Below are 13,371 nucleotides of genomic sequence, written 5' to 3' on the forward strand. Positions count from 1 at the left end.
GGCTAGGTATGTTGCTAAATGGCCAAAAGGGTAAAAGATACACTGACGAGCGTTCGTATGTTTCATTTGGTTCTGCGTGGCGTGAGGCAGATGATCAACATAAGCGGATTAACGGTAATGTATTCTATGAATATACGCCTGATTCCAAATGGCTTTCTATGCTGAGAACAGACTATGATTACCAAAATACAGATTTGGCTGCGGTGAATTATGCTGGATTTATAAAGTCTGATTGGGCTACGGGTACTTATCTCGGAAAGGAATTGAATGAAATCAAAGACCGTCGTATGAAAACCCTTTACCACCGTCTCACTCTGCGTGCGGATAGCCAGCCTTTCCAAGCTTGGGGCGAAAACCAGTTGAGTTTTAAAGCCTATCTTGCAAATAGAGGTTTTAAGAATATTAATAATGACCGAATCGGTATTGGTGCTTCATATGAGAGCTCTTATATCTACACCATCCAATACCCTATGAATACGAGACAATACGGTTTTTCACTGAAAGACCGCATTACTTGGAATGATACGTTCTCCGGTCAATTGGGCGTACGTTATGACCATGAAAAAGTAAAACCTCGTGATTTAAACGCTCCTTGTGGGAAAGCATGTACTGCAGAAGGTAAACCTGCGGGCAAAGCATTCTCAATTTGGAACGGTTTTGCCGGTGTCGATATGCAGTTTGCCCCAGTTTGGAAAATAGGTTATCAAATCAGCACAGGGCATAGAACACCTACCGCATCGGAAATGTATTTCACGTTTACTAACCCTTACGGTACTTGGCAATCTAATCCAAACTTAAAACCAGAGCGTAGTCTGACGCACACACTTTCACTACAAGGTAACGGCAGCAAAGGTACATTTGATTTAGGTGTGTATCATTCCCGTTATCGTGATTTTTTGGTTGAAAAAACAACTTTGGTTGAGAAAACGGAGTATGGACGTACGTTCCAAACGCCGGTTCAACAAACCGTCAACTTAGATAAGGCACGCATTTCAGGTTTGGAGTTTAAAGGGCGCTTAAATCTAGATACTGTTTTGCCGGTATCCGAAGGCTGGAAGCTGATGGGTGGTCTGGGATATAGCCGCAGCAAATTGTCGATTGACAGCAGCTTATTGTCTACACAGCCTATGAAAGCCATTATTGGCCTAGATTACGAACAGCCGGAAGGTAAATGGGGCGTATTTTCCCGCTTGACTTATTTGGGCGCGAAAAAACCCCGTGATGCTAAGGTTGAAGAAGTTAGAGACCGTTGTGTCGCTTATGAATTTGATCCGTGGTTTGGCAGAGATATTTGTACGCGTATTGAGCAGTATCAAGAAGTTGTGACTGCACCACATTTGAACAGCTCGGCTTATGTTTTTGATTTATACGGCTTTTACAAACCCACTAAAAAGCTAACTCTGCGGGCCGGTGTATATAACGCCTTCAACCGTAAATACCATACTTGGGATGCTTTACGTGGTATCAACGACCACAGCACAACCCATACTGTTGACCGGGAAGGCAAAGGCTTACAACGACTTTATTCTCCGGGTAGAAACTATGCAGTCTCACTGGAATATAAATTCTGATAATCAATTGGCTGGCTTAAAACCGACAGCTAAGTTTCAGACAGGCATTAATTCAATGCCTGTCTGAAAATCACTTTATGTAAACATGCTTAATGAATAGCATATTTAATTAGGAAACGACTATGACTAACGAAGCCAAAACTTTTGCAGAAAGATTGAAAGAAGAAACCCGTGCTACCCACGATAGCGTGGATAACTTGGTTATGTCGGTAAAACCTTTTGCAGATACGGAAAACTATGTGAAATTTTTAAACCTGCAATCTGTGTTCCACAAGATTGTGGACGATATTTATAAAAATCCTGAATTAAACAAATTCATTCCCGACTTGGCCGGTATAGCGCGTTATGATGCCGTAGTACAAGATTTGGCAGATTTAGAACGCGAAGCTTATGTTTATGCAGGTAATTTGCCCAAGCCAGAAGGTAATAAAGCCGTGGGTTGGTTATATTGCGCGGAAGGTTCTAACCTAGGCGCGGCATTCTTATTTAAAGATGCTAAAGAAAAATTAGGTTTTGACGAGCATCGCGGTGCACGTCATTTAGATGCCCACCCTGATGGCCGCGGCAAACACTGGCGTGAGTTTCGTGAGCATCTGAATAAACTGGGTCTGAGTGAAACCGCCCAAGCTGAAGCAATTGAAGGTGCCCGTGAAGCCTTTGCTTTCTACAAAGTGATTCTGCGTGAAATCTTCGGTTTGCAGGCAGGTGCGGAAGCTCCGGTTCAAGTTTAATCCGCATGTGAATTTCATAAATAAAGTGGATTTGAACCGGTAAAAGCGCCAACGGCTTGCTATGTAAAGCTTTTGGCGCTTTTTCCCTGCCTAAGTGTTTATGAAACTAAAAACTCATGCCAAGCAAGCGAGGATATGCGATAATTTACGGGATTTTCACTACACAAATTTTCATACGAGAACGATATGTCAGACGAAAAAAGCAAAGCTCTTGCCGCCGCGCTCGCGCAAATTGAAAAAAACTTCGGTAAAGGCTCCATCATGAAGATGGATGGCAGCCATCAAGATGAAAACCTTGAAGTTATTTCCACCGGATCTCTCGGCCTTGATTTGGCCTTAGGTGTAGGCGGTTTGCCGCGCGGCCGGATTGTAGAAATCTACGGCCCGGAATCTTCGGGCAAAACCACGCTTTGTTTGGAAACTATCGCGCAATGCCAAAAAAATGGCGGCGTTTGCGCATTTATTGATGCGGAAAACGCGTTTGACCCGATTTATGCCCGTAAGCTTGGTGTAAAAGTGGAAGACTTATTGGTTTCACAGCCGGACACAGGCGAGCAGGCTTTAGAAATCTGCGATATGCTGGTGCGCAGCGGCGGCGTGGATATGGTGGTTATCGATTCCGTAGCTGCGTTGGTGCCGAAAGCTGAAATTGAAGGTGAGATGGGTGACAGCCATGTCGGCCTACACGCCCGCTTAATGAGCCAGGCTTTGCGAAAACTGACCGGCCATATCAAAAAAACCAATACGCTTGTAGTATTTATCAACCAAATACGCATGAAAATCGGTGTGATGTTCGGCAGCCCTGAAACCACTACCGGCGGTAATGCGTTGAAGTTTTATGCTTCCGTGCGCCTTGATATTCGTCGCACCGGGCAGATTAAAAAAGGTGAAGACATTTTGGGCAACGAGACCAAAGTGAAAGTGATCAAAAACAAAGTGGCTCCGCCTTTCCGCCAAGCTGAATTTGATATTATGTACGGCGAAGGTGTAAGCTGGGAAGGCGAACTGATTGATTTGGGTGTGAAATATGATATTGTTGAAAAATCAGGTGCTTGGTATTCATATAATGGTGCCAAAATCGGCCAAGGCAAAGACAATGTGCGCATTTGGTTGAAAGAAAACCCTGAAGTTGCTAATGAAATTGACCGTAAAATCCGTGAAAAAGCCGGAACAACCGTACAGATTACGGAGGGTAAATTAGATGAAACTGATGGCGAAGAGCCGGAAGAATAATTTTTTCACGATTTTGTAACAATGCCTGTCTGAAACATATTTTCAGACAGGCATTGTTTTTCTTGGCCGTTTGACTATATAGCAAATAAACTTAAATTTTGCTACGGCGTTGCGGCGTATTGCCTGTCTTCGGATTGCTGCTTTATATCAAAAATTAGTTTATTTGCTATACATTCAGCCGAAAAGTTATTTTCAGACAGGCATGGTATTGTGCCAGTTTTAGAAGTTCCGCGATAAAAAGGCTTTCTATAAAGCTTACGCATTTAGAAGGCTTGGTATATTTTATTTTGAAGTGAATCCTAAAACGGAATATCGTCATCAATGTCGTCAACCGGTGCCACAGGTGCTGAGGGCGTTTGGCGACGGGGTGCGGCAGGTGGTTCTGCAGCGGCGGGTTGTTGATAAACAGCCGGTTGGGCTGATTGCTGATAGCTGCCTTGATAGCCGCTGTCATCATATGGGGCACTGCCACTGCTGTCTCGACTGCCGAGCATTTTCATTTCGTTGGCAATGATGTCGTAGGCAGTGCGTTCAACACCGGTTTTGTCGGTGTATTTTCGGCTTTGGATGCGGCCCTCAATATAAACTTGGCTGCCTTTTTTCAAATATTGGCCGGCAATTTCTGCCAAGCGGCGGTACATGGTAATGTTGTGCCATTCGGTACGTTCAACGCGCTGGCCTGTTTGACGGTCGTTCCATGTTTCGCTGGTGGCTACGGAAAAATTGGCCACTGCTTCGCCGTTGGGCATATAGCGTACTTCGGGATCGCGGCCCAAGCGTCCGATGAGAATTACTTTGTTTAATGACATTATTCTGCTCCTGAAATGATTTTTTTCGCACCTTCTTCATCAAAGCCTTTCTGCAAGGCTTTGATAAATATTGTTTCGCCGTCTGTGCTGAAGCTGATGCGTTCGATTCCTGAAATAAGTTGTAAAGCTGTTTTTAAATCTTGCTGGCGATTGATCCAGAATCTGCCCACTTTAAAGCTGACATTTTTAACCGGTTTTGGTGCAGGGGCAAACAGGGCTATGGTAAACCATAAAATCATCAATGCGCTGCAAAAGATAAATACGCCGGTATAGCCTGATTGGTGAAACAGTAAACCGCCTATGGCGCCTCCAACAAATAAGGCGATGGATTGTAGGGTATTATAAACCCCCATTGCGGTGCCTTTAAGCTCGCTTGGTGCAATTTTAGAAACCAGGGAAGGCATGCTGGCTTCAAGAATGTTGAAACCGATAAAATAGAATACCAGCCACAATCCGATCAACCATAAGGAATTTAAGCCGAATAAAAGCCCGATTTGCGATAGGATGATTAAGCCGATGCCAAGCAGGAAAACTTGCTTTAACTTGTTGCGTGTTTCGCCAATAATGATGGCCGGTACCATCAGAATCAGGCCGATAAGCGTGGCAGGCAGATACACTTTCCAATGCTGAACCTTATCCAGCCCTAGTTGGGCCAATGCAAAAGGCAGTGTGGTGAACAATGCCATTAGGCCGGATTGTAAGGCGAAAATGCCGAAGTTTAAACGCAATAGTTGGCCGTTTTTCAATACTTCGGAAATACGTGCAGGTTGCGCCTCGGCATCTTCGTGCATTTTGGATTGGGTGGGATTAGGCGTCATCCAGGCGACCACCCCTATACTTAATAAGGTTAGGAAGCCCATTAGGGTGAAAAGCCCGGGTACGCCGAGAAAACGCGTTAAGACGGGCGACAATACCATGCTGAAAGAAAAGGTTAGGCCTATGCTTAAGCCTATCATCGCCATGGCGCGGGTGCGTACTTCTTCGCGCGTTAGGTCGGCAACAAGCGCAGTTACCGCTGCGCTGACTGCTCCGGCGCCTTGTAATGCGCGCGCAGCAATCAGCATGGGCAATGATTCTGCCCAGGCAGCGAGAAAGCTACCTGCGGCAAATACGATTAAGCCGAGATAGATAATTTTTTTGCGGCCGAATTTATCGGATGCCATACCTAAAGGCAGCTGGAATAATGCCTGAGTCAGACCATATATGCCCATGGCAAGGCCGATTTGCGTTTTGTTTTCCGCATCCGCCAGCTCTGCCGCATGAAGTGCTAATACCGGCAATACAAGAAACATGCCCAACATACGCAGGGCATAAACCCAAGCCATTGATGTGCTGGCGCGCCATTCTTCCGGATACATGCGGTTTTGTTTTGCTCTTGCCATAATGTTATGCAGGGCAGATGCCTGTCTGAAAAAGAGATGGCGGGATTATACAACAGCCTTTGATAAGCAGTTTGAAATTATTTTGAAGCGCGTAATTAACCCCACTGCCAGCGGTTACGCCACGCACCGATAACGGCATTGGGGTATTTGTTGCTGCCTAAGCTGCCGTTGAAACGGGCAAGTGCACGGGCGATATCGCCGTTTTCACGGTTGCGGTAGTGGCGCAGGATAGTGCAGCCGTAGCGCAGGTTGGTGCGGATGTCGAATAGATTGTGTGAAGGCTGCCCGATGTGGTTTTTCCAAAACGGCATAACCTGCATCAAACCGCGTGCCCCGACATTGCTGATGGCATATTGACGGAACGCGCTTTCTACTTCGATCAGCCCGAGTACCATCTGGGTGTCCAAGCCGGCGCGGCTGCTTTCATATTGAATGTTAACCAGCAGGCGTTGGCGCTCTTTGGCGTCGGGCACGAAGCGTGCCAGCCTTGCTGACATATCGTTTAGCCAGCGTTCCCCGTCTTGAGAGTTTGAAAACACTAAGCGTGCCGGGTTAACGTTGTTGATGGCACCGCGCATCACGGAGGCAACGTCATCTGAAAGTGTTTCTTCGCGTTGCATGCCGGCTAAAGTAGTCTTGGGTATGAACAATGCGGCGGCACCGGCGGCAAGCAGCAAGCGGCGGGTGTGCATGTGGGGCGGAATGAGTTCGGTGTGTTTTTCCATGTGTGAATGATGTGTTATATGCTGAAATGCCTGTCTGAAAAATTTTCAGACAGGCATGATTATAAATGTGTAAGCTTTTGCATCCAAACCGTATTTTCTTGGTTTTACGCTTGGCGGATAATCTGTTTATCTGACGCCAGCGTTTTTTACCGGCTCTACATAGCCGTGGTCATTGATGCGGATATGGCGGAACAGCCAGCCTTCAAGCAGATTTAATAATTCTTCACCGATATCGTCGCCGTTTTCAAAACGGTTTTGGTAGGTGGCCATCCGGCTGAGAAAGTTTAGATGCACTTTTTTATGCTGTTCCAGCAGATGATAACCTGCTTCTTCCAGCATTTGCTCTTCTTTGCGGAAATGGTCGGTGGTGCAGTCGATCAGTTCTTGCAAGGCTTTGGCGATGAGGTCGCGGTCTTTGGTTTGATCAGCATCATAGAATTTATTGATACAGTTGATTAGTTGCTGGTGTTGCTCGTCTATATCATCGAAGCCGGTTGCTAAGTCAAGGGTCCATTGTATAAAAGACATAGTTACTCTCTATTCGTGGTGGTTATTTGTAAATGCTGTTTAATACAGTGATGTTTGGTTGAATGATAGTTTCAATTATTTATTTGTATTTTATGGTGGGAGGCGTTTAAGTTCAAGATTGCAGTTTAGAGGGTTTGCTTGGATTTGATACATATCAAGATTAGTGCTTATCAATGCAATGCCTGTCTGAAAACCCAATTGATTCTGTCAACGGACTTTCAGACAGGCATTGCATGATAGCCGGTAAAAATGACATTCACAAAAGGTGGGTCAACGCCCTATATAAAGATTGAATTTCGTAGCTGTTGCTTGGCTTAAATTAAGCTTCCGCCATACTTAAGGCTTGCTGGATGTCTACTGCCACGATGCGCGACACGCCTTTTTCCTGCATGGTAACGCCGATAAGCTGCTCGGCCATTTCCATGGTTATTCGGTTGTGCGAAATGTAGAGAAACTGGGTTTGCGCCGACATTTCTTTCACCAGATTGCAGAAGCGGCCGGTATTGGCATCGTCAAGCGGAGCGTCTACTTCGTCCAGCAGGCAGAAAGGTGCGGGGTTGAGGCTGAATAGGGCGAACACAAGGCTCATGGCGGTTAGTGCTTTTTCGCCGCCCGAGAGCAGGTGGATGGTACTGTTTTTCTTGCCGGGCGGACGCGCCATAATGGATACGCCTGCGGTAAGCAAGTCGTCGCCTATCATATGTAAAGTGGCTTCGCCGCCGCCGAATAGTATAGGAAAAAAAGTTTGCACCTTTTCGTTTACAGCATTAAAAGTTTCTTTAAAGCGTTGTTTAGTTTCGTTGTCAATCTGGCTGATGGCTTCTTCCAATAGATTAATTGCAGACTGTACATCTTCGCTTTGGTTACGGTAATAGCCGTCACGCTCGCGTGCTTCTTCCAGTTCTTTAAGGGCGGCGAGGTTAACTGCGCCTAATGCTTCGATTTGTTGGCTCAGGCTTTGAATGCTGCCGGAAAGTTCTTTTAAGCCGGATTTTCCGACTAATTTGGCTAAGGCTTCGAAGTCGGCGTGCCGTTCTTCCAGGTTTTGATGATGGCGCTTTGCGTTAATCAAGGCTTCTTGTTGCTGCAGCAAGGCGGTTTGAGTGGCGGCTTGCAGCTGCGGTAAAGAAGCGGCAAGCGTTTGCTGTTGTGCATACAGTTCACGGCCTTGTTGCTGGGTTTCAGACAGGCATTCTTGTATGACGAGATATTGCTCTTCCAGTGCGCTTACTTGCTCGGTCAGCAATTCGAGTTTTTCACGTTGTTCACTGTCTTGCTCTTCGGTTTCATAGGCCAGTGCCAGCTCGGATTGCCGCTCCTGCCAATCAAGTGTTTGTTGTTCGAGTGCGGTGATTTGCTGTTGCAACAATTGTTTGCGTTGCTGCTGTTTATGTACGGCGACTTCAATCATGCCGTAGCGGCGGTTGGCTTCAAGCAGCGTAAGTTGAGCTTGTTTGAGCTCGTTTTGGCTGCTTTGGCGTGTGTTATGTAATCCGCTCTGTTGATTTTCTAATTCTGTTGCGGCTTCGGCAAGCAGCTCGATATCGCTTTGCAGGCTTTCGCTGCTTTGTTGGAGCACAAGTTGTTCTTCTTCGATCAGCAGGAGTTCTTGTTCGATATGCTGGCGTTGAAGTTGGCCTTGATTGGTGCGGGTGAGGAGTTCGGTTGCTTTCGATTGTGCTGTGTGAAGCTGTGCGGCATGTTGACGGTGTTGTGTTTGCCATGCTTTATGTTGTGCTTCATGTGCTTCGATAGCAGCGCGGGCTTCGTTATTATGTTGTTCGGCTTGTTTAAGCTCGGGTGAAATGGCTTCGAGCTGCTTGTTAAGTGCATCGTAGCGGTTTTTCAGCTCAATTAAATTTTGGCTGTTTTCTTCGGCATAAAGTATCACACCGATCGAGTCAACTTGATGGCCTTCGGGCGTGAGCCAGCATTGACGGTTTTGCAAGCGTTCACGATTTTGCAGGGCATACTCTAATGAAGGTGCACATAAAACGCCGTCTAACCAGTAAGACAGGGCGGCTTGGTAGGGTGGATCAGCTTGAATTTGGTTAATCAATGCTTGAGCCGGTTGGGTTTTACGGGGTGAAGTTAGGTCGGTATAAAACCATGCAGCCGAACCTTCGGGTAGAGGCATAGGTAATATGCTTTCTCCGGTTAAGGCTCGAGCTTGTAATTTTGTTTCAAGAAAAGCGGCCAACGCGTGTTGCCAATCATCAGGTGCTTTAATGTGTTGCCATAATGCAGGCGCGGAAGCATAAGGCGTTTGCTGCCAGAAATCGTCCGCTTTACGGTTGCTTTCGAGCAATACGCCGATAGCTTGTTGTTCGGCTTTAAGCGTGATGTGTTGTTGGTATAAATCGTTGTAAGCTTGAATGCCTGTCTGAACGGTGTTTTTCAGACAGGCATAGCGTTCTTCGCTGTCTAAAAGTTGCTGTTCATAATACTCATGCTGCGCTTGCAAGATTTCAGCTTGCTCTTGTGCAGCCGCAATTTCCGCTTCGTGCGGCAGATTGAGTGATTGGTTTTCCTGATACAAACGCTCTCGACGCAGGCTGTGTTGATTCAGTGTTTGGTTGGCATGGGCAAGCTGTTGTTGCTTGAGCGCAAGCTCTCTTTTAATGCGGTTAAGTTCGTCTTGTTGGGCTTGAAAAGAGGCAGTTAATGTGTTTTGCGCCGCTTCCAGTTCAGGAAGGCTTTCTTCCCGTTCTGCAACTTGCATGGCCCATTCCGCAAGCTCTATTTGCTTTTCTTCTAGGTCGGTTTCCAGTATTTCTAATTCATCAAGAATATTTTGTTTTTCTGAATGAATACGTTGTAGTTGGGCTTGCGCAGCCTGGCGATCCCGCTGGATTCTCTGTTGCAGGTTGTGCTGTGAACGTAATTGTTCTTCTAAGCGGGCAATTTGCTCGCGTATCATGGCGCGTTGATTGCTGATTGCTTGGGCTTGCTGCTGTTGCTTTTGCTCTTCTTCACGCAAAGTGTGTAATGCTTCTCCTGCTGCTTGATTTTGCGCGGCAGTTTCATCTTGTTTCTGTTGGGAAATGCGATGCTGCTCGGTGGCTTTGTCTGCTGCTGCTAGGGATTGTTGCCATTGAGTGTAGTCCAGCAGGTCTTGTTGTCGGGCAATCTGCTCTGTGAGGGTTTGGTAGCGTTCGGCAGTTTCGGCCTGTTTTTCCAGTTTTTCAACTTGACGGGCAAGCTCTGCCTGTAAGTCAGACAGCCGTTGTAAATGTTCTCGGGTGTCTTTTAAGCGGTGTTCGGTTTCTTTGCGGCGTTCTTTATATTTGGATACGCCGGCCGCTTCTTCTATATAAGCACGCAATTCCTCCGGTCTGGCTTCGATAATCCGCGAAATCATGCCTTGTTCAATAACGGCATAACCACGCGCGCCAACGCCCGTACCTAGAAATAAGTCGGTAATGTCGCGGCGGCGCACAACTTGGTTGTTGATGTAATAAGTAGATTCTCCCTGGCGGGTAAGTTGCCGCTTAATACTTACTTCAGCATATTTACCCCATGGCCCTTGTAAAGACTGATCAGCGTTGTTAAATACCAGTTCAACTGACGCACGGGGAGCAGGGCGGCGGGTTGCCGCACCGTTGAAAATAACATCCTGCATACTTTCCCCTCGCAGCTGTTTGGCCGATGCTTCTCCTAAAACCCAACGAACCGCATCAATTACGTTTGATTTACCGCAGCCATTCGGGCCGATAACGGCTACCAGCTGTCCCGGAACATGAATTGTAGTGGGATCTGTGAAAGATTTAAAACCAGTAAGTTTAATATGGGTAAGGCGCATGACAGTAAAATTAATTCTATTTAATTCAATTAATTAAGATTTTATTTGGATTTAGCTAAAGATATATTGATTTCGAAAATTAATCTCTAAAGTTTAGATTCACTAAAGCATTATTATTATTGTGTATCAAAAATGCAACTCTATGTAAACAAAGAGTTATGCTAGTGTGTTATTGAATATTTTTATGTTAATCCAAAAAGAATATTTTTAAGTTTATGATTTTTATAAATAAAAAAAATAATAGTTTGAGATTATGCAAATGATAGATTAAGTTTTTTTAAAATATGCAAGATAAATCTTTTTTAGTATAATGCCTTCTATCTAGTATGGAAGCCGTTTATTTTTGCTCCGACATGGGATAGTTGCTTTGTTATTTAATATCATTAATCTATCTCGGTACCACTTCAACAACCTTTTACTGAAAAATTGTTTTGGAATTTTGCTAGGATAACTTTACCAAGTCAATGCGCTCCGTATGTAAACTTGTAAAGTTTTTGCTAATTGATTCGGTGTTCGTGGCATTAAATTTGAGGTTTCTTTCTTTGTTTAAACCAATTATGTAATTTAGGTACACATTAACTTTGACATTTGGGGTACTTAAATTAAATGGAGATTTATAATGATGATTCAGCATAAAAAACTATGGTTATTCATGCTGCCTTTGCTTGCAACAGGTTGTGTTTACAAAAATGCAAACCGCGAAGTTTGGATTGACACAACAGATACTGTTTACAGTACCAGTGTGCCAGACGATAAATCTTCGGTTGTATTTTACCGTCAAGCCAATGCGATTGATGGCCCTACTGTTAATGTGTATGTGAATGGTCAATATTTAGGATCATTACAACCTAATGCATACCGTCAAGAAACTGTATGTGCGCAAAATCAGAGATTCTTTGCTGAGTTTGCCAATAAAGATGTGGCTTACCATGAAAAAGCAAATTCAGGTGATTACTACAACTTGCCTGAAGCAGCAGTTTCATTCTTTAAGATCGTTCAAGGTGAAAATGGACGCCCAGCATTACAAGCTGTTTCTCCTGAGCAGGCTGAGCAAGAAATGAAAGGTGTTCAAAGCCAGCATCATACGTTGTCACGAGTGCAAACTGCCGCGCAATGTTCAACTGTTTTGAAAAAATATACATTGCAAGCTTCTGCTTTGTTTAAATTCGACCGTTCGGGCTATAAAGACATGCTTCCGAAAGGTAAACAGGAAATTGCGGCCGTGTCTGAAGATATCAAGCAAAATCCTGGTCGAATAAGTGGTATTCAAGTTATTGGTTATACTGATCCCGAAGGTACTAATCAGTATAACAATAAGCTGTCTTTGGCACGTGCTAAAACAGTAAAAGAAGCCTTATCTGGAAGTGGATTGGATCCGAATCTGATTACTTCGGAAGGGCGCGGTGAAAATGATCTTATCGTCACAGATTGCCGAGCCAAGCATCCTAAAGATGCCGCAGCACGCAAAGAATGTGACCAGCCAAACCGTCGAGTGGAGATTATTCTTCACGGTGAAAAAAACAACTAACCATTAAGGTGAAAGACTATGTCTAGAAGCATTACGCTAAATATTAATGATGCTAAGTCAACTGTTGAAACAGTACAGTTGCAAACAGCAACAGGTACACCTCTTCGAATTCCTGCCCAAGAAAATGTAAACTATCAATTTATTGATGATGCTACATCTTTTGGTCCTGAGAATATCATGACTAAACGTGTGGGTGAAAACTTGGAAATTGCATTCGAAGGTACGAATATTGAGAATCCTGACTTAATTATTGAGGGATTCTATGGCAATAATGGCGCAGACAACCTTTTGGTTGGCCTACATGAGAACGGTAACATGTACCCTTATATTCCTGAGAGTACGCTTCAGGAAGAGGCTGTTACCATGTTGGCAGATGAAGTGGCTGCAGGTCAGGCTTTGGGTGGTGAAATTATTGCAAGTGCCATGTGGGTTCCGAATCCTCTATGGGCGTTGGCTGCTCTTCCTGTAGCCGGTTTGGCAGCTGCTGCAGGTGGAGGCGGTGATGACGATACACCTGAGGATGCTCTAAAAATCACAGTAGCTGCTCCTGATCAAACAGCAGACAAGACACCGGTTATTACTGGTACAACGAATGCAGTGGAAGGTAGTGTTATAACAGTAACAGTAACGGAAGTTGCTAAAGATGCTAATGGCAATACTGTTGATGGAAAAACGCATACTTTAACTACAACGGTTAAAGCAGATGGAACGTATTCTGTAGAGCCAACAGATGAAATGCCGAGTGGGCCTTATAAAGCATCGGCCACAGTAGTAGATAAATCGTCACCTGAAGATACTGCAACAGCGGAAGATCCAGGCAGTATTATTGGTATTACTGTAGATGCGCCCGATAACACTAGCGATACTACTCCGACTATTACCGGAACTGTAACTCAGGATGTTCTTCCAGGCTCTGAAGTAACTGTTACTATCAAGGATAAAGATGGCAATACCCAAGTAGTAACTACGACGGTTAAAGATGACGGTACTTATGCGGTAGATGTACCAAAAGATTTGCCGGAAGGTACATACACAGCAGATGCTGTTATCAAAGATAAGGAT

10 protein-coding genes are annotated in these 13,371 nt (G+C 44.9%); 5 read left to right on the plus strand and 5 right to left on the minus strand.

Features of this window, described 5'->3' with window-relative positions:
• From HMPREF9370_RS05550 to recA, 3 genes are all read left to right on the plus strand, one after another.
• Positions 1-1,571, plus strand: a 1,571-nt coding sequence (locus HMPREF9370_RS05550; protein WP_009116395.1) for a TonB-dependent receptor domain-containing protein, incomplete at its 5' end; no start/stop codon positions are given.
• A gap of 122 nt (positions 1,572-1,693) precedes the next feature.
• Complete coding sequence (locus HMPREF9370_RS05555; protein WP_009116396.1) at positions 1,694-2,302, plus strand: biliverdin-producing heme oxygenase; 609 nt, start codon at positions 1,694-1,696, stop codon at positions 2,300-2,302.
• A gap of 186 nt (positions 2,303-2,488) precedes the next feature.
• On the plus strand, positions 2,489-3,535 hold the full coding sequence (recA, locus tag HMPREF9370_RS05560) for a recombinase RecA (protein ID WP_009116397.1): 1,047 nt from the start codon (positions 2,489-2,491) through the stop codon (positions 3,533-3,535).
• A 299-nt stretch (positions 3,536-3,834) separates the two neighbouring features.
• On the opposite strand, the gene HMPREF9370_RS05565 is transcribed toward recA, so the two are convergent.
• The 5 genes from HMPREF9370_RS05565 to smc all read right to left on the minus strand — a co-directional run bounded on the left by HMPREF9370_RS05565 (position 3,835) and on the right by smc (position 10,781).
• Entirely contained in the window at positions 3,835-4,344 is a 510-nt protein-coding gene (locus tag HMPREF9370_RS05565; RefSeq protein ID WP_009116398.1) for a single-stranded DNA-binding protein, read from the minus strand.
• Entirely contained in the window at positions 4,344-5,726 is a 1,383-nt protein-coding gene (locus tag HMPREF9370_RS05570) for an MFS transporter (protein ID WP_009116399.1), read from the minus strand. Before HMPREF9370_RS05570 ends, HMPREF9370_RS05565 begins: the two co-directional genes overlap by 1 nt.
• Before the next feature lie 95 nt (positions 5,727-5,821).
• A complete protein-coding gene (locus HMPREF9370_RS05575) occupies positions 5,822-6,451 on the minus strand; it encodes a lytic transglycosylase domain-containing protein (RefSeq protein WP_009116401.1) in 630 nt (209 codons plus the stop codon).
• Between the two features lie 126 nt (positions 6,452-6,577).
• Positions 6,578-6,979: a bacteriohemerythrin gene (locus HMPREF9370_RS05580; protein ID WP_009116402.1), complete on the minus strand. Its 402-nt coding sequence runs from the start codon at positions 6,977-6,979 to the stop codon at positions 6,578-6,580.
• Between the two features lie 319 nt (positions 6,980-7,298).
• A complete protein-coding gene (gene smc, locus HMPREF9370_RS05585) occupies positions 7,299-10,781 on the minus strand; it encodes a chromosome segregation protein SMC (RefSeq protein ID WP_009116404.1) in 3,483 nt (1,160 codons plus the stop codon).
• Between the two features lie 619 nt (positions 10,782-11,400).
• On the opposite strand from smc, the gene HMPREF9370_RS05590 reads away from it, so the two are divergent.
• Both HMPREF9370_RS05590 and HMPREF9370_RS12190 read left to right on the plus strand, forming a co-directional pair.
• Positions 11,401-12,309 carry an OmpA family protein gene (locus HMPREF9370_RS05590; protein ID WP_009116405.1) on the plus strand — a complete coding sequence of 303 codons (909 nt, stop codon included), beginning with the start codon at positions 11,401-11,403 and terminating at the stop codon, positions 12,307-12,309.
• An 18-nt stretch (positions 12,310-12,327) separates the two neighbouring features.
• Positions 12,328-13,371: Ig-like domain-containing protein (locus tag HMPREF9370_RS12190; RefSeq protein WP_009116406.1), on the plus strand; the 1,044-nt coding region annotated here is incomplete at its 3' end.

The sequence above is a fragment of the Neisseria wadsworthii 9715 genome (assembly GCF_000227765.1).
In the GTDB taxonomy this organism is placed as follows: Bacteria; Pseudomonadota; Gammaproteobacteria; order Burkholderiales; family Neisseriaceae; genus Neisseria; species Neisseria wadsworthii.